The organism is Nonomuraea sp. NPDC001684, assembly GCF_053596515.1.
This window is the reverse complement of sequence record NZ_JBSFGJ010000221.1, coordinates 1-15535: the sequence shown is the minus strand read 5'-3', so window position 1 is coordinate 15535 and position 15535 is coordinate 1. Positions and strand designations below refer to the sequence as shown.

16 protein-coding genes are annotated in these 15535 nt (G+C 73.1%); 8 read left to right on the top strand and 8 right to left on the bottom strand.

The features are described from left to right. The 3 genes from ACWCSD_RS30965 to ACWCSD_RS30955 form a co-directional block, all read right to left on the bottom strand. On the bottom strand, window positions 1-1103 hold a 1103-nt coding region (locus ACWCSD_RS30965; RefSeq protein WP_449920081.1), incomplete at its 3' end, for an FxsB family cyclophane-forming radical SAM/SPASM peptide maturase. Between the two features lie 86 nt (window positions 1104-1189). Beyond that, the gene (locus tag ACWCSD_RS30960; protein ID WP_449920076.1) at window positions 1190-3154 is read right to left on the bottom strand and encodes a glycosyl hydrolase family 28-related protein; all 1965 of its coding nucleotides are present in this window, start codon (window positions 3152-3154) and stop codon (window positions 1190-1192) included. A 176-nt stretch (window positions 3155-3330) separates the two neighbouring features. Further along, the gene (locus ACWCSD_RS30955; protein ID WP_449920074.1) at window positions 3331-4110 is read right to left on the bottom strand and encodes a CPBP family intramembrane glutamic endopeptidase; all 780 of its coding nucleotides are present in this window, start codon (window positions 4108-4110) and stop codon (window positions 3331-3333) included. Between the two features lie 144 nt (window positions 4111-4254). On the opposite strand from ACWCSD_RS30955, the gene ACWCSD_RS30950 reads away from it, so the two are divergent. After that, a complete protein-coding gene (locus ACWCSD_RS30950; protein WP_449920072.1) occupies window positions 4255-5208 on the top strand; it encodes an NAD(P)H-binding protein in 954 nt (317 codons plus the stop codon). Between the two features lie 26 nt (window positions 5209-5234). Next, the gene (locus tag ACWCSD_RS30945; RefSeq protein ID WP_449920070.1) at window positions 5235-5621 is read left to right on the top strand and encodes a DoxX family protein; all 387 of its coding nucleotides are present in this window, start codon (window positions 5235-5237) and stop codon (window positions 5619-5621) included. A 4-nt stretch (window positions 5622-5625) separates the two neighbouring features. On the opposite strand, the gene ACWCSD_RS30940 is transcribed toward ACWCSD_RS30945, so the two are convergent. The 4 genes from ACWCSD_RS30940 to ACWCSD_RS30925 form a co-directional block, all read right to left on the bottom strand. Beyond that, on the bottom strand, window positions 5626-5958 hold the full coding sequence (locus ACWCSD_RS30940; protein ID WP_358292493.1) for a putative quinol monooxygenase: 333 nt from the start codon (window positions 5956-5958) through the stop codon (window positions 5626-5628). A gap of 162 nt (window positions 5959-6120) precedes the next feature. Further along, window positions 6121-6726: a superoxide dismutase family protein gene (locus ACWCSD_RS30935; protein WP_449920067.1), complete on the bottom strand. Its 606-nt coding sequence runs from the start codon at window positions 6724-6726 to the stop codon at window positions 6121-6123. Window positions 6727-6824: 98 nt separating this feature from the next. Then, the gene (locus ACWCSD_RS30930; RefSeq protein WP_449920065.1) at window positions 6825-9008 is read right to left on the bottom strand and encodes a transglycosylase domain-containing protein; all 2184 of its coding nucleotides are present in this window, start codon (window positions 9006-9008) and stop codon (window positions 6825-6827) included. Between the two features lie 195 nt (window positions 9009-9203). Beyond that, window positions 9204-10445 carry an SRPBCC family protein gene (locus tag ACWCSD_RS30925; RefSeq protein WP_449920063.1) on the bottom strand — a complete coding sequence of 414 codons (1242 nt, stop codon included), beginning with the start codon at window positions 10443-10445 and terminating at the stop codon, window positions 9204-9206. Between the two features lie 143 nt (window positions 10446-10588). Between ACWCSD_RS30925 and ACWCSD_RS30920 the strand changes: the two genes are divergently transcribed. Further along, window positions 10589-11614, top strand: coding sequence for a DUF6221 family protein (locus ACWCSD_RS30920; RefSeq protein ID WP_449920060.1), 1026 nt, complete (start codon window positions 10589-10591; stop codon window positions 11612-11614). 19 nt (window positions 11615-11633) lie between these two features. Here the strand turns inward: ACWCSD_RS30920 and ACWCSD_RS30915 are convergent, their stop codons facing one another. Then, the gene (locus tag ACWCSD_RS30915; RefSeq protein WP_397160355.1) at window positions 11634-12113 is read right to left on the bottom strand and encodes a proteasome activator; all 480 of its coding nucleotides are present in this window, start codon (window positions 12111-12113) and stop codon (window positions 11634-11636) included. Window positions 12114-12228: 115 nt separating this feature from the next. On the opposite strand from ACWCSD_RS30915, the gene ACWCSD_RS30910 reads away from it, so the two are divergent. The 5 genes from ACWCSD_RS30910 to ACWCSD_RS30890 form a co-directional block, all read left to right on the top strand. Beyond that, window positions 12229-12591 (top strand): hypothetical protein, encoded by a 363-nt coding sequence (locus ACWCSD_RS30910; RefSeq protein ID WP_397160353.1) that lies wholly within the window; start codon window positions 12229-12231, stop codon window positions 12589-12591. Window positions 12592-12668: 77 nt separating this feature from the next. Continuing rightward, complete coding sequence (locus tag ACWCSD_RS30905) at window positions 12669-12920, top strand: hypothetical protein (protein WP_352352674.1); 252 nt, start codon at window positions 12669-12671, stop codon at window positions 12918-12920. A gap of 116 nt (window positions 12921-13036) precedes the next feature. Then, window positions 13037-13570: a 2,4'-dihydroxyacetophenone dioxygenase family protein gene (locus ACWCSD_RS30900; protein WP_352324601.1), complete on the top strand. Its 534-nt coding sequence runs from the start codon at window positions 13037-13039 to the stop codon at window positions 13568-13570. Between the two features lie 36 nt (window positions 13571-13606). Then, window positions 13607-14848 carry an MFS transporter gene (locus ACWCSD_RS30895; protein ID WP_358292510.1) on the top strand — a complete coding sequence of 414 codons (1242 nt, stop codon included), beginning with the start codon at window positions 13607-13609 and terminating at the stop codon, window positions 14846-14848. After that, a partial coding sequence (locus ACWCSD_RS30890) for an alcohol dehydrogenase catalytic domain-containing protein (protein ID WP_449920057.1) occupies window positions 14845-15535 on the top strand: 691 nt, incomplete at its 3' end. The genes ACWCSD_RS30895 and ACWCSD_RS30890, both read left to right, overlap by 4 nt.

Genomic DNA, 15535 nt, shown 5'->3' with positions numbered 1-15535 from the left:
GGGTAGAGGCCGCCGCCGCAGATCCCCACGATGTCGCAGGACGCGCAGGTCTCCGACATCGCGTCACGGCCGATCTGCCGGGCGACGATGGCCGGTTCGAGCAGCGCCGTGTCGAAGGAGTCGCGCAGCACGTGCAGCGCGGTGCGCGCCGCCCCCTCGTAGGCGGACTTGAGCGTGTCGACCTGCTCGATGCTGCCGTCCGTCTCCACCACGACCATGGCCACGGGCGCCAGCCCGATCGACTCGCTCCTGGACGGGCTGCCGCACAACTGCCGGATGATCTCGCTGAACAGCCGGATCCGGGTCGCCCTGGGCCGGGCCGAACGCCAGTGCTCGAAGACGGCGACGAGCCAGTCGCCGTAGGGCTGTGCGGTCGCCGACCAGCCGGGCGGTGGAGTCTCCCAGTTGCCGTGCGGCAGCAGGAAGTCCACCGTCGGCGGCTGGAACTCCAGCAGGGCCTTGTAGGTGATGACGGGGTCGTTGGCGAGGTCGAGCGTGCACAGCAGGCCGCTGAACAGGTGGCGATAGGCGGGCGAGGTGAGCCGGGCCAGCCCGGCGCGCACCTTGTCGTAGCTGCCCTCCCCGTCGGAGCGCCGGCGGTGGCGGTCGTGCCCGTCGGCGTCACCGTCGAGGCTGACGCCGACGTACACGTCGAGCTCGGCGAGCAGGTCCAGGAACGCCTCGCTGAGCAGGACGCCGTTGGTCTGCACCTGGACGACCGCGTCTGTCCGCTCGCCGAGCGCCGATCTCAGGGCGTTCACCGCGTACCGGACGTGTGGTATGCCTGCCAGCAGGGGCTCGCCGCCGTGCAGGGTGATGTCCACGCTCTTCAGCTGATGAGCATCGGCGTGTTCGGCGATGCGGGCGGCCACGCGGTCGATGGTCGGCTTCGCCATGCTCCGCGGCTGGCGGCGCCAGCTCTGGTCGGCCATCTCGTACATGTAGCAGTAGTCGCAGGCGAGGTTGCAGCGGCTGTGCAGCTTGAGGATGAACTGCCGGAAGGCGGTGGGGCGCCAGCCGGACTCCAGCAGGAGCCCGACGTCGAGGTCGGCGGGCCATTCGTTGCCGCCCGGACCGGTGGGCGCTCCGCCGTCTCCGTGCACGTCGATCAGCTCCTGGGACGAATGTGCTCCTCCATCATGGTCGCAGGAATCACGCTGTCAAAATCCCTTCGCCGGTGTTTTCGACCTCACCAAGGGGCGGGGGCCGGTGGGGGGATCAGCGGGGGGCGGTCGTCGCAGGTGAGGGTGTTGGGCAGGAGCCAGGGGGCGAGCCAGCCGTCGTTGCCGCCGCCGTCCGTCAGCGCGAACTCCGAGCCGGACGGGGTGAAGTGGAAGGTGCCGCAGTTGTTCACGGGGACCGCGCCCACGTTGCGGGCGTCCACGTTCTCGAAGGCGGCCGAGCCGGCGGCGCGGGCGCTGAGCACCGAGGTGCCGGTGCCGTCCACCCGGACGTCCTTGAAGCGCAGGTTCGTGATGGAGTAGAGGTCCTTGACGGGCCAGTCGGCGACCAGCATGACGGCGTTGTAGGTGTTGTCCAGGTAGTGGTCGCCGGTCACCCGGATGTCGGCGTCGATGTTCCGCTCCAGGGCGTAGAACCAGATGGCGCCGAGGCCGATCTTCCAGTTCAGCTCGTACGTGCCGGCCCGCACGGTGGTGTTGCCGGTGATGTCCAGGCGGCCGGCGAACGGCTCGGCGCCGAAGCGGGAGCCGACCTGCAGGGCGCTGCCCTCGCGGACGGGGTCGGCGATCAGGTTGGCCGAGACCGTGTTGTCGGTGCCGCCGTAGATCGCGATGCCGTTGGCCAGCACCGGCGTCTGGACCGTGTTGTGGTCGAAGGTGTTGCGCGCGTCCGCCGTGCGCTCCGACCACATGGCCAGGCCGTCGTCGCCGGAGTTGCGGACGAAGTTGTCCGACACGACCGTACCGGTGACGCCGGTGTGCAGGTTGAGCCCGTCGGCGATCTGGTCGGCGATCACGTTGCCGGTGACGCGGGTGCCGCTCATCGGGCCGTCGAACCAGAGGCCGACCTTGGTGTGGTGGATGTGCAGGCCCTCGATCGTGGAGTCGCTCATCGCGCCGCCGACGCCGTTGACCTGGTCGGTGTCGACGCGCTCGCGGACGTCGCCCTCGATGGCGAACCCGGACAGGTGCACGTTGCGGCTGCCGCCGTCCGCGGCGTCCCTGCCGTAGAAGCCGACGCCGGTGTGGACGGACCCGTCGGGCGCCGGGGCCTCCAGGGTGACCTCGCGGCCCTTGATGATCGTGTACCAGCTTCCGGCGCCGGTGATCGTCACGTCGTCCACGACGATGTGCCGGTTGACCTGGTACGTGCCGGGCGGGACGTACACCTTCAGGTGGGCGCGCCTGGCGAAGGCGACGGCCCGGTCGAAGGCGGCCGACGACTCGCGGCGCCCGGACGGGTCCGCGCCGAAGGCCAGCACGTCGGCCGCGACCGGCACGATCCGCGGCGGGGCGACGAGTTCGGAGTCGAGCAGGTCGATGACCGTCCAGGCGGCTCCGGCGCTCGCCGTCAGCCGGATCCGGTCGCCCGCCCGGTACGTGCGCCCGAGCAGCAGGCGCTGCTCGTCGTAGAAGTGGCTGGGCCGGAACGGCTTGACGATCGCCGGGGCCGGGGTGGTGGCGCTGGGCACGCAGGAGCACTCGGTGATCCACCAGTCCGGGTGCAGCAGGTCGGCCCCGGGGTCGTTGGTGAAGGGGTACTGGTTGTACAGCCAGGAGTACTGCGAGGTCAGCGTCATGGTGGCCCGGTGGCGGCCGTTGACCGCGACGTCGAGCGGCGCGGTGATGCCGCCGCCCGCGGGCGCGTCGGGGATGCTGTAGCGGACCGTGATCGCGTTGGCCGCGGCCGGCAGGGTGAACTCGACGTGCCGGCCGGGCGTCAGCCGGACCGCCCGCCGCCCGGACGCCTCGGCGGGCAGCGTGTACGCGGTGCGGTCGGGGCCGATGACCGTGCCGTCCGTCGAGGCGTTCTCGGCCTCCTGCTCGGCGAAGCCGACGCGCGCGCCCCGGCCGGCGACCAGGGCCGGGTCGAGGGCGGCCCTGGTGACCACGGGCGCATGTGCCGCCACGGCCTGCGCGGGGACGGCGAGCGAGGCGAGGGGGAGGCCGAGGGCCGCGGCGAGCACCGCCACGACCCTCCGGGATGTGCTCGTGCCTGACATCCGAAGCTCGATTCTCTCGGGGGGTGAGGTGACAGTAGGACCCCACGACCCCGCGACACAAGGCTCCTGCGAAGGAGTTTCGGAGCTTTGATGTCGAGCTGCAAGCGTTTATCGGTTTCTTGCGACAGTCGTGCAAGTCGCTTGCGTCAGGGGAGCCAGCTCGCCCGGCCGTGCAGGGCGGCGTACCCGACGAAGGCCACCACGTCGATCAGCGTGTGCGCGATCACCAGCGGCATCGCGCGCCCCCACCGCTGGTACAGCCGTCCGAACACCAGCCCCATGACCACGTTCCCGACGAACCCCCCGAACCCCTGATACAGGTGGTACGACCCCCGCAACACCGACGACACGGCCACCGCCCGCCACGGCCCCCAGCCCGCCTGGTCCAGCCGGTGCAGCAGGTAGCCGCTGACCAGCACCTCCTCCAGCACGCCGTTCTGCGCGGCGGCCAGCAGCAGCACCGGCACCCGCCACCACACCTCGGGCAACTGCCCCGGCACCACCGTCAGGTTGACGCCCAGCGCGTAGACCACCAGGTAGAAGGCCAGCCCCGTGCCGCCGATCGCGGCGGCGAGCAGCGCGCCGCGCAACGTGTCGCGGCCCGGCTCGCGCAGGTCCACCCCGATCGTCCGCAACGACTCGCCCGACCGCACCAGCAGGTACGCCACCAGCGCGACCGGCGCCACCGAGATCGCGATGTCCACGAGCTGCAACGTCAGGTCCAGCCACGGCCGCCCGGGGGCCAGCGAGCCGACCAGCACGGCCTGCTGCCCCTTCAGCTCCTTGGGCGCGGTCAGCGAGCCGATCAGCCGGACCAGCGACAACACCGCGCTGGCGCCGAGCGAGACCGACAGCACGACGAGGATCTCGGCTCTGATGAGCCTGGGGCCGAGGGCCGGACCGGGTGCGAGTGACTGGGTGTGCATGGGCCGCAGAGTAGCCGCCCAGCGCTCCGATCCGGATAAAGCACCCCTTGTCGGCGGGTCCCGGAGCTCGGTGGCCGAGCGGGCGGGACTTCCGCCGGCTCAAGCCGATGTCACACTTCCCGTCCCGGGTTCCTCTCAGAGGGCATGAACGACATGATTCTCGTCACCGGCGCCACCGGGACGTTCGGACGCCCGCTGGTCGAACTGCTCACCGCCCGAGGGGCCAAGGTGCGCGCCGTCACCCGTTCGGCGGCCGGGGTGCGCCTGCCCGCCGGAGCCGAGGCCGTCGAGGGCGACCCGGCCCGCCCCGAGACCCTCGCCGGCCACCTGGACGGCGTCACCGCCGTCTTCCTGCACCCGCGCGCCATCGGCGACGGGGCGCCCGGCCTGCTCGCCCGTGCCGCCGAGCGCGGGGCGCGGCGGGTGGTGGCCCTGTCGGCGATGAACGTCGACGAGCCCCTCGACGAGCAGCCCTCCCGCTTCCGCGGCGACCGGAACAAGGAGGCCGAGGCCGCCGCCGTGCACAGCGGCCTGGAGTGGACCAGCCTGCGCGCCGCCTCCTTCGCCGGCAACGCCCTCCAGGCGTGGGCCCCGCAGATCCGGGCCGGGGACGTCGTCCGGTACGTGCACGCGGGCTTCCAGGAGGTGCCGATCGACGAGCGGGACCTGGTCGAGATCGCCGCCAGGACGCTGCTCGGCGGGTACGCCGGACGCCGGCTCGAACTGACCGGGCCCGAGTCGCTGACCCACGCCGCGATGGTGGCCGTGCTCGGCGAGGCGATCGGCCGGCCGCTGCGCTTCGAGGAGATCCCGCCGGAGGCCGCCGAGCGGCGCCTGGTCGCGGGCGGCCTGCCGGAGCCGTTCGTCCAGGCCCTGCTGGCGCGCTACGCCAGGTACGCCACGCGCCCCCAGCACCCGGTCACCGGGGACGCGGCCGCGGTGCTCGGCCGCCCGCCCCGCACCTTCGGCGACTGGGCCGCCGCCCACGCCCCGGCCTTCGCCCGCCAGAACCACCCGGCCGACGACCGCTCGCCCGTCCATCAGCCCCTGGACGACCCGGCCGCGGGCCACGCGTCCGGGCTCGGCCCGCAGGGCTGACCAGCCGACACCGACCGGAGGATCCCGTGCCGCACTCCACCGCCTACGTCGTCACCGCGCTGGTGACGATCGCCTGCAACGCCTTCTCCGGGTTCGCCGCCATGACCCGGCTCGCCCCGGTGATGCGGTCGCTCGGCCCCGCGCTCGACCGGACCGGGGTGCCGCGGTCGTGGCTGGTCTGGCCGATGGGCACGCTGAAGGCGGCCGGCGCGGCCGGGCTGGCGCTCGGCCTGCTGGGCGTGCCCCTGGCCGGGACGGCGGCCGCGGCCGGGCTCGTCCTCTACTTCGTCTGCGCCCTCTACACCCACCTGCGCGTGGCCGACCGCTCGCCGCAGTTCTACCTGGCGATCGTGTTCCTCGCGCTCGCGGCCGCCACCCTGGCGCTGGATCCGGCGCTGGTGCTGCGGCCCTGAGCGGTCAGCCGCGCTCGGGGACGGCCATCTCGCCGAGCAGCGACCAGTCGTCCTGCGGGACGTTCGCGTTGACGATGCGCGGCGTCTCGGCCAGGTAGCCGGGCAGCACCTGCTGGGCCTGCTTGAAGTGCGCCGACCCCACGTGCGCCGCCCCGGCGGCGTCGTCGCGGAAGGCCTCGACGAGGACGTACTCGGCCGGGTCGTCGAGGCTGCGCGACCAGTCGAACCACAGGCAGCCCGGCTCGGCGCGGGTGGCCTCGGTGAACTCGGCCGAGATCTCCGGCCAGCGGCCGGCGTGCTCCGGCAGGACGCGGAACTTCGCGGTGATGAAGATCATGACGGGAACTCCCCGAGGTCGGCGGCGTTACGGCACGAGACTAGCCGCACACCGCCGCCCGGCCACGGCGGGGCACAGGCGCGTCGCGTCGCCACCTGGCCACGGCTGGCCTCACGCGCGTCGCGTCGCCGCCCGGCCATGGCGGGCCTCACGCGCGTCGCGTCACCTGATCACGCCGCAGGCGGTGCGGCCGCCCGCGTCGCCCGTCCGGTGCGTGGCCTCGTCGGGGCCGTCGGGGGCGTAGCGGGCGGGGATGTTGGCCAGGTTGTCGGGGAGCGCGTGCACGATGACCGCGCTGCCGTCGGCGTCGGTCAGCTCGCGCAGGCCGAACCGGTCGGTGACGACCGACGCGGCGCCCGACCCGTCCTTACCGACCAGCAGCGGCGGCAGGTCGCCCGAGTGCCCGGCGTGGACGGCGCCGGCCAGGTCGAGGTGGCCGCCGGCGGTGAAGAAGGGGGAGACCTGGCCGGTCGCCGGATCGACGGCCTTGGGGTCGCACAGGCCCGTCGTGTGGATGTGGAAGCCGTGGAAGCCGGGCGTCAGGCCCTTGACCGAGACCGAGACGCGCGCCGTCCCGAACCCCTCGCGCAGGATGCTGAGCCGCCCGACCGCGACGCCGCTCGTGTCGCGGATGACCACGGGCCGCGGGTCGCCCGGGCGCGCGGCGGTGGCGTCGGCCACCGCGCTCACGCCGATGGCGGCGACCCCGGCGGCGAGCGCGAGGCAGAGCGCCAGATGTGTCCGGCCGAACGTCCGTGCCTTGGGCATGGCGGAACCGTCCCTCGTGAGGCGGAGATGTGCGGACTCATCGAGGGTACGGTCGCGCCGCGCCGCCTGTCGTATAGCTCTTGAGTCACCCGTCGGGGTTATGGACCGGGAGCCACGGGCGTTCTCCCGGCGCCCTGGTCGTCGAGGGCCGGCTCCCCGAGGCCGGGCTCGCCCGCGTCGGGACGGTACGCGTCCCGGTCGGGACGGGCGGGCGCGCAGGCGTCGCCGCAGCCGCCGAAGCGCCCGGTGTCGATCGGCGTGAACCGCGTGGCCGGCACGCCCTTCAGCGCCGCCCTCATCGTGTCGTTCCAGATCGGCCCCGGCAGCGAGGCCCCGGCCACGATGGCGAAGTGCCGGCCGCCGATCGTGGTGTTCACCAGCTTGTGCCGCTGCGAGCCGCGCGGGTCGCCGATGCTGACCGCGCCCGCCAGGTCCGGGGTGAACCCGGCGAACCACGCCGTGGCGTACCCGTCGGTGGTGCCGGTCTTGCCCGCCGCCGGGCGGCCGATGCCGCCGACGCGGCTCATCGTGCCCTTGGTGAACACGCCCGACAGGATGTGCGCGGTCGCGTCGGCGACGCCCGGATCGAGCGCCTGCCGGCACGACGGCCGGTACGAGGTCGGCCGGCCGGTGGCGGCATCGGTGATCTTGGTGATGGCCATCGGCGCGCAGTACCTGCCCCGGGCGGCGATGGCGGCGTACGCGGTGGCCACCGTCACCGGGTCGGTCTCGTTGATGCCGAGCGTGAACGTCTCGTACTCCTGGAGCTTGCGGCCGTCGGCGCGGGCGATGCCGAGCGACTTGGCCGTCTCCACCGTCCGGCACAGCCCCACCCGCTGCTCCAGCGCCATGAAGAAGGTGTTCACCGAGCCCCACGTGCCGGTCCGCAGCGTCTTGAAACCGGGGGAGCCCTCGTCGTTGGTGACCGTCCAGGACGGGTCGCCGACGCCGGCGCCGGCGCAGTTCTTGAAGGCGGCGGTGGAGGGGGCTTTGTAGCCGTTGCCCACGGTGATGCCGTCGTCCACCTTCATGCCCTGCTTGAGCGCCTCGACCAGGGTGAACGTCTTGAACGTCGAGCCCGCCTGGAAGCCGATCAGCCCGCCGTGCCGCGCGTCGGCCACCGCGTTGAAGGAGATCTGCTTCTTCCTGGCCGAGGAGCCGTAGCCGCGGCTGGCGGCCATGGCCCTGATCGCGCCGGTGCCGGGCTCGACCAGCGCCTCGGCGGCCAGGGCGTTGTCAGTGGCGGCGACGTGCTTCCTGATCGCCCGGTCGGCGGCGGCCTGGGCTTTCGGGTCGAGCGTGGTGTAGATCTTCAGGCCGCCCTGCGCGAAGGCGCGTTCCCTGGCCCGCCGCGTGCCGCCGAAGTCCGGGTTGGCCAGCAGCTCGTGCCGGACGTACTCGCAGAAGTAGGGATGGTCGCTGTCGCCGCAGCCGTTGGGCAGCCGGACGTCCTTGAACCCCAGCTTCCTCGCCTTGGCCGCGGCCGCCTGCTCCGGCGTGATCCTGCCCAGCTCGGCCATCCGGTCGAGCACCACGTTCCGCCGGGCCAGCAGCAGCGCGCGGGCCTTCCCGCCGCGGCTCGGGTCGGTCGTGTTCGGGTCCTGCACGGCGCCCGCCAGCGTGGCGGCCTGGGCCAGGTCCAGCCGGGACGCCGGGACGCCGAAGAACCGCCTGGCCGCGGCCTGCACGCCGTTGGCCCCCGCGCCGAAGTAGGCGATGTTGAGGTAGCGGCGCAGGATCTCGTCCTTGCCGTACTTCTGCTCGACGCCCATCGCGTAGCGCAGCTCCTTGAGCTTGCGGGCGTAGCTGGCCTCCAGGGCCTTGTTCTTGTCCTGCTCGGTGCCGGCCGCGTTGAGCAGCACCTGCTTGACGTACTGCTGGGTGATGCTGGAACCGCCCTGGCTGAGCCGGTCGGAGCTGAGGTTCTTGACCAGGGCGCGCAGCGTGCCCTCCAGGTCGATCGCGCCGTGCTGGTAGAACCGGTCGTCCTCGATGGCGACGACCGCCGTCCGCATCACCTCGGAGATCTGGTCCAGGCGGACGATCTCGCGGTTCTGGTCGTAGAAGCGGGCGATCACGTTGCCGCGGGCGTCGTACACGGTGGAGGTCTGCGCCAGGGGCGGCTCGGCCAGCGCCACCGGCTTGAGGTTCAGCTGCTCGGTGGCGGAGACGACCAGCGTGCCGGTGCCGCCGACGGCGGGCAGCGTGATCGCGGCCGTCAGCAACCCGGCCGACATCGCCGCGACCGTGAGCCGACCGACGTTCGACAGGCGATTGGGCATGCGGGAGCACCTCCGGGCGGGAACAGGACAAGCCCGGACATGACAGCACAGGACAAAAGGCGGCGTCCAAGACCGATATCGGCCATCGGGTGATATCGGGATCGATATCACGCCAGCGTACGGGCCACGCGCGACCCCCCGTCGCGCGTGGCCGTCCGGCGGCCGGAGAGCGGCCGGAGAGCGGTCGGAGAGCGGTCAGAGCAGGGACGGCGCGGCCGGCTGCACCTGGCTCTCGACGTGCTCCTTCAGCCGCATCAGATCCTGCCGCAGCTTGCGCGCGGGATGCGCGCCGAGCAGCCCGGCGATGGCGTGCCCGGCCGCCCCCGCGATGGGGTTGTAGCACAGGTGCACCTGGACGCGCGTCCGGCCGTCGGCCTGGGCGTCCACGCGCAGCACGCCGGTGTGGGCGATGAGCTCGCCGTCGCCGGACTTCCAGGCGATCTCCGCGCCCTCCTCGCGCTTGGTCTCGGTGGCCGTGAAGCGGATGCGCGTCCCGGCCGGGCCCCTGATCACCCAGTGGGAGCGCAGCTCGTCGGCCGACAGCCGGACCTCCTCGACGTCCGGCATGAAGCGCGGGAACAGCGAGTAGTCGCTCACCAGCGGCCACACGGCCGCCACCGGCGCCGCGATCGAGACGGCCGCGTTGACGTCGATCGCCTCGCGGCCGGCGTTGACGCCGGTGAGGCGGCGCAGCGGCAGGTTCGTCGCCGCCCGCACGGCCAGCGCGGAGGCGGCGCAGCGGGTCAGCCAGGACAGCGGCTTCGGCAGCTTGCCGGTGACCGCCCAGATCGAGGCCGCCGCCCCGCCCGCGACCAGCCTGGCCGAGGGCGACCAGCGCTGCTGCAGCAGCTCCGGCACCGCCTTGCGGCGGCGGCCCTGACCCTGCAGCCGGGGCGCGTCGGTGCCGTCCCTGTGCACGTGCCAGGTGGTCTCCACCCGCTTGACGCCCGGGATGCGGCGCACCTTCTGGCGGGCGCGCTCGTCCTCGCCCGCGAGCACGTCGCCGGAGAGCGTCACGACGCGCTCGCGCACGTCGACCTCGACGGCGTGCGGGTGGCTGATGTGACGGCCCAGTTCGGCGCGTACGCGTTCGTGCAGGACGCGGTCGTCGGCGGTGCCGCCGGTCAGGCGGTACCTGGCCGCCGCGGCCGACCCGCGGCCCCTGTTGGACAGGTCGCGGCCGAGCACGCCCAGGCCGTCGCGCACCTCGTGGGTGGCGTGTGAGCCCTTGTCCCGCACGCGGGCGCGGCGCGTCCGGCCCCGGTCCGGATCCAGCAGGTACGTCACCGCGGCCCCGGCGCAGGCGCCGAGCACGGCCGCGACGAACGGGTGCGACCGTCCTCGCGACTCGGTGTGCACGATCTGGATGCGCCGCGGAGCCGGTTGCCGCGATTCCCCGTTGAAGGAGCTGATGCCCCGAAAAGCAGTCGTGCGCATGACCACAATCCCCCTCGCTCGCACTTCCCGCTGGCCGTGGCCTACCCCGCAGGTCACAGCGCTAACGGAGGGCGGTCCGGAGGCGTTGGTCGCCCGCGATACCGGGCAGAAAGCACGATAGGGGATTTAAGGGGAGTTCTGCCATGAAGAGCACGGCTCGCACCGCGACGCAGGCGTTCTGGATCGACGCCGGGCACGGCGGGACGCAGGAGCACTACGGCGAACAGCTACGCAGGTGGCGGCACGCGTTCGCGGCCACGGGCGGGGAGCCGGGCGCGAGCGGCGTCACGCTGGACCCGCTGCACTTCGCGCTGGCCGCCTGGGAGGTCGCCACCCGCCCGGTCGCCGACTCGCCGTACGTGCGCACCCACCCCCGGGTCCTGGACGCGGCCTGCCACCGGGCCGAGGACGGCCGCGACCCGCTGGCCGTGGTCGAGCTCGCCGCGCCGCCGCCCGTCCCGCTGCCGGACGGCTGGTCGAGCTGGCGGCACCAGGGCGAGCAGCCGTACGCGGCCGGCGCGGAGGGCACGCCGACCGCCCTGAGCACGCTGGAGCTGCGCATCCCCCTGTCCGGCGACCGGCTGCCGACGCCCACCCGGCCGCGCGCCGAGGGCCTGCCCAACCTGGACGACGCCCAGGCGTCGCTGGAGGCGTTCGTCGCCGAGCTGAACGCGGCGGTCACCCCGTTCCTGCGCGAGCTGGAGGGCGCCGAGGGCGCCCCCGAGACCGACGGCGCCACGCTGGTCCAGTGGCTGCGCACGCAGATCGAGGCCGACAAGGCCACCGCGGAGGCGGCCGGCGCCGGGCCCTGGCGCTACCTCACGGCCGCCGGCCCGGCCGCCGCCCCGGTACGCCAGGGCGCGGGCGGCGCGCGGCGGCTGGAGTTCGGCGGCGGGCGGACGGTCACCCGCGTCGGCTTCCACGACGACGACCTGCTCCACCCGGTCGAGGCGATCCACATCGCCCTGCACGACCCGGCCGACGCGATCGCCCGCTGCGGCGCCGAACTGGCGTTGCTGAACGAGCACACCCCGCCGCTGTCGGCCGGGGACGCCCTCTGCCCGGTGTGCGGCGAGGCCGCCGGCTCTCCCTGCCAGACGCTGCGCCACCTGGCCTACGGCTACCGCCTGCGCCCCGGCTGGCGGCCCGAATGGAGCCCCTCCCGCTGACCGCTCCCGGCTCCGGTGTCTACATGTAGTTGCCGTCGTTCTGGGCGCGGACGCCGTCGGGGCGGGGCAGGGCGCGGCCGGCGTGCAGGCCGAGCTGCTGCTGGCGGGCGGCGGCCTGCTGGAGCTGGAGCCCGGCCTGGATGCCCTGGAAGACGCCCTCCAGCCAGCCCACGAGCTGCCCCTGCATGACCCGGATCTCCATCTCCGTCGGCGTCCCGCCGTTCGGGGTTGGCCGCAGGCGCTCCAGCTCGTCGCGCAGCTCGGGCGCGACCGCCCCGGCGACCTCCCGGATGGCCTGCTCGTAGATGCGGTGCATGCGCTCCCTGGCGCGCTCCTCCAGGTGCACCCCCTTGGCCTCCTCCAGCAGGCTGCGGGCCATCGCGCTCACGCGGAGCAGCCGGGCGGGCTCCTCGACGCTCTCGATGTCCGTCCTCACGGCATCGCGCAGGGTGTGCTCGCGCTGCTCGTCCCCCGATGCTGGATGCGGCGTCGTCGTCATGTCCTCAGTCCTCGTTCACGCAGGTGAGCGGCTCGCTACCGCCAGCAACAGCTCTTCCCGCCGCCCCGCCGTTCACTCGTGGGAGCGGCCGGAATCCTGGGTAGGGGTCACCCTCATGAACCGGCGAGACGACGATCCCGAGGACGAGTTCTTCGCTCCGGTGCTGCGCGAGCCGCCGCCCCCGGACGAGATCAGCCCCTCAGGCGTGGTGAGCGACACCGGCGTGCCCGGCGTGCACGGCGGCGGCGAGGGGCACTGGCCGCGCAAGCCGCCGCCGTCGAACGCGCTCGGCCTGCGCCTGCTGGCCGCCGCGCTGCTGCTGCTCGCCGGGGTCGTGCTGGCGGTGCTCGCGGTGCTGGCCGGACACCTGCCGCTGGCGCTGCCGCCGGCGATCCTGGCGGTGGCCGCCGCCGCGTACCTGGTGATGTTCGCGCGGCGGCGCGCCCGCGACGACGGCGGCCCGCCCACCTTCGGCTAGCGCGACGCCGGCGCGACCACCTGGGGTTTCGGTCCTTCTGTGGGGGTACACGCCCGCTGAGGGGAAGAGGAGCCGAGATGTCTCTCATCGACCGTGACTGTGTCCGCAGGCTGCTGGAGTCGGAGCACGCCGACGCGACGCTCGTGTTCGTCCGGGGCGACTGCGTCGTGCTGCGGGCCGCGGAGATCGACGACGCCCATCGGGGGCTGGTGATAGCCAGCCGCGAGGACGTCATGGCCCAGCTCCCCGACGGCGCCGCGACGGACGGGCAGGCCCTCGACGACCTCGCCGTGCGGCTGGACAACGTGGTGCGCGACCTCGGCGCCTGACCGCGGGCGCGGTCGCATGTCCTGAATCTGCAAGCCGCCACGTCCACCTGGGGAAAGACGGTGTCGGCCCGGCCGGGATTCACTGCCGGGAACACGACACGAAAGGGGCCGTTCAGATGCCCGACAACCCCACCGGCGAGTTCTGGAAGGACCTGCGGCCGATCGAGAACTCCTTCCGGCCGGACGCGCTGCCCGAGGTGTACCTGTCCAAGGTGGCCACCGACGACGACCGGTACTACGTGCCGTTCACCGAGACCGTCGGCTCCCGGCCGCTGTGGATCAACGTCAAGGACAACAGCTGGGCCGACATCCTGCGGGCCAAGGAGGCCGGGCTGGTCAACCGGCACTACCACCCGCACGAGGTGTTCGCGTACACGATCTCCGGCAAGTGGGGCTACCTGGAACGCCCCTGGACGGCCACCGCGGGCGACTTCGTCTACGAGGCCCCGGGCGAGGGCCACACGCTGGTCGCCTACGACAGCGGCGAGCCGATGAAGACGTTCTTCATCGTCAAGGGCCCGCTCGTCTGGCTGGACGAGAACGGCGACCCCGACGGCTTCTTCGACGTGCACGACTACATCAAGATGTGCCGCGAGCACTACGAGAAGGTCGGCATCGGCGCCGACTACGTCAACTCCCTGTTCCGCTGATCGCCGCCCCGTCGCATCCCCCGAAATGAGAGCGTCATGACCGACATCGCGGCCGCGCCGGACACCAGGGCCGCCGACCGGTACGAGAACCGCCTTCTCGTCATCCTCTTCCTGTCCTTCGGCTTCGTCTTCTTCGACCGGCAGGCGCTGTCGTTCCTGGCGCCGTACATGGACCAGGACTTCGGCCTGTCCAACGCCGAGCTGGGCACGCTGTCCGGCGTGCTCGCGCTCACCTGGGCGCTGGCCGGGATGTTCGCCGGCCGCCTGTCCGACGCGCTCGGCAGGCGCAAGCCCATCCTGGTCGTGGCCGTGGTGCTGTTCTCGCTGTTCTCGGCCTCGTCCGGGCTGATGGGCGGGTTCGCCGGGCTGCTGGCCGCCCGCGCGCTGATGGGCACGGCCGAGGGCGCCGTGCTGCCGATGGCGCAGTCGCTCATGGTCGAGGCCAGCCGGGAACGCCGCAGGGGCTTCAACATGGGCCTGTTGCAGGGCTCGTCGGCCGGGCTGCTCGGCGGCATCCTCGCGCCGCTGGTCGTGGTGTGGATCGCCGAGACCTACGACTGGCGGGTCGCCTTCTACGTCACGATCGTGCCGGGCCTGGTGATGGCGCTGCTGATCGCCAAGTTCGTCCGCGAGCGGTCGCCGCGGGCGGCGGCCGAGGCGCCCGCCAAGGAGCCGCGGGTGCCGCTGGGCGAGGTGCTGAAGCTGCGCAACATCGTCGTCTGCATGCTCATCGCCTGCTGTTACCTGACCTGGTTCGTCACCATCATCACCTTCACGCCGACGTACCTGACCCAGGTGAAGGGCTTCGGGCCGGGCACGATGAGCGGCGTCATGACGTGCCTGGGCGTGGCCTGGGTGCTCTGGGGCTTCGCCACCCCGGCCATCTCCGACCGGCTGGGACGCAAGCCCGCGCTGATCGGCTTCACCGCGCTCGCGGTGTTCTGCCCGCTGGCCGTGGTCTACGTCGAGAGCCCCGTGCTGCTCGGCGCGATCATGATCGTCACCTACACCGGGCTCGGCTGCTTCACGCTGTTCATGGCCACCATCCCGGCCGAGACCGTGCCGCGCGGCGCGCTGGCCACCGCGCTCGGCGTGATCATGGGCGTGGGCGAGCTGGCGGGCGGCTTCCTGGGCCCGATGGTCGCCGGATGGGCGTCCGACCAGTGGGGGTTGCAGGCCGCGATGTTCATCGCCGCCGGCGGCGCGCTGGTCGTGGTGGGGCTCGCCTTCGCCCTGAAGGAGACGGCCCCCGCCGTGCTGCGCAGGGCGGCCGCGTGAGGGCCGCGGTCTGGCACGGGGCCAAGGACGTGCGGGTCGAGGACGTCCCCGTGCGCGAGCCCGGCCCCGGTGAGGCGGCGATCGCGGTGGCGTACTGCGGGATCTGCGGCAGCGACCTGCACGAGTACGCCGACGGCCCGCACGCGATCCCCGTGAGCGAGCCGCATCCGGAGTCCGGCGTGCGCGCGCCGATCGTCCTCGGCCACGAGTTCTGCGGCACGGTCACCGGCCTCGGCGCGGGCGTGACCGGCCTGGCCGTGGGCGACCGGGTCGCGGTGGAGCCGCACTACCGGTGCGGGAACTGCCCGCGCTGCCTGGCGGGGGAGTACAACATCTGCCGCCATTTCGGGTTCGCCGGGCTGATGGGGCACGGCGGGCTCGCCGAACGGGCGACGGTCCCCGCATACATGCTGCACCGGCTGCCCGAGTCGGTGCCGCTGGAGCAGGCGGCGGTGTTCGAGCCCGCGGCCGTGGCCCTGCACGCGGTGCGGCGGGCCGGGATCCGCGCCGGGGACACCGTCGCGGTCCTCGGGCTCGGCCCGATCGGGCTGCTCGTGGCCCGCTTCGCCGTGCGGGCCGGCGCGGGCCGCGTGGTGGCCGCCGACCGCTCGCCCGCCCGTGGCGCGAGCCTGCGCCTTTATGCGTGCTTTGCGGAGTCGGCTACTATAAGTCACGTTGTTCCACCTC

Coding starts and splice junctions, on each gene's coding strand:
- ACWCSD_RS30910 (WP_397160353.1), top strand. CDS start 12,229: ATGAACCGGCGAGACGACGATCCCGAGGACGAGTTCTTCGCTCCGGTG.
- ACWCSD_RS30925 (WP_449920063.1), bottom strand. CDS start 10,445: ATGCGCACGACTGCTTTTCGGGGCATCAGCTCCTTCAACGGGGAATCG.
- ACWCSD_RS30900 (WP_352324601.1), top strand. CDS start 13,037: ATGCCCGACAACCCCACCGGCGAGTTCTGGAAGGACCTGCGGCCGATC.
- ACWCSD_RS30955 (WP_449920074.1), bottom strand. CDS start 4,110: ATGCACACCCAGTCACTCGCACCCGGTCCGGCCCTCGGCCCCAGGCTC.
- ACWCSD_RS30950 (WP_449920072.1), top strand. CDS start 4,255: ATGAACGACATGATTCTCGTCACCGGCGCCACCGGGACGTTCGGACGC.
- ACWCSD_RS30895 (WP_358292510.1), top strand. CDS start 13,607: ATGACCGACATCGCGGCCGCGCCGGACACCAGGGCCGCCGACCGGTAC.
- ACWCSD_RS30930 (WP_449920065.1), bottom strand. CDS start 9,008: ATGCCCAATCGCCTGTCGAACGTCGGTCGGCTCACGGTCGCGGCGATG.
- ACWCSD_RS30935 (WP_449920067.1), bottom strand. CDS start 6,726: ATGCCCAAGGCACGGACGTTCGGCCGGACACATCTGGCGCTCTGCCTC.
- ACWCSD_RS30915 (WP_397160355.1), bottom strand. CDS start 12,113: ATGACGACGACGCCGCATCCAGCATCGGGGGACGAGCAGCGCGAGCAC.
- ACWCSD_RS30905 (WP_352352674.1), top strand. CDS start 12,669: ATGTCTCTCATCGACCGTGACTGTGTCCGCAGGCTGCTGGAGTCGGAG.
- ACWCSD_RS30940 (WP_358292493.1), bottom strand. CDS start 5,958: ATGATCTTCATCACCGCGAAGTTCCGCGTCCTGCCGGAGCACGCCGGC.
- ACWCSD_RS30920 (WP_449920060.1), top strand. CDS start 10,589: ATGAAGAGCACGGCTCGCACCGCGACGCAGGCGTTCTGGATCGACGCC.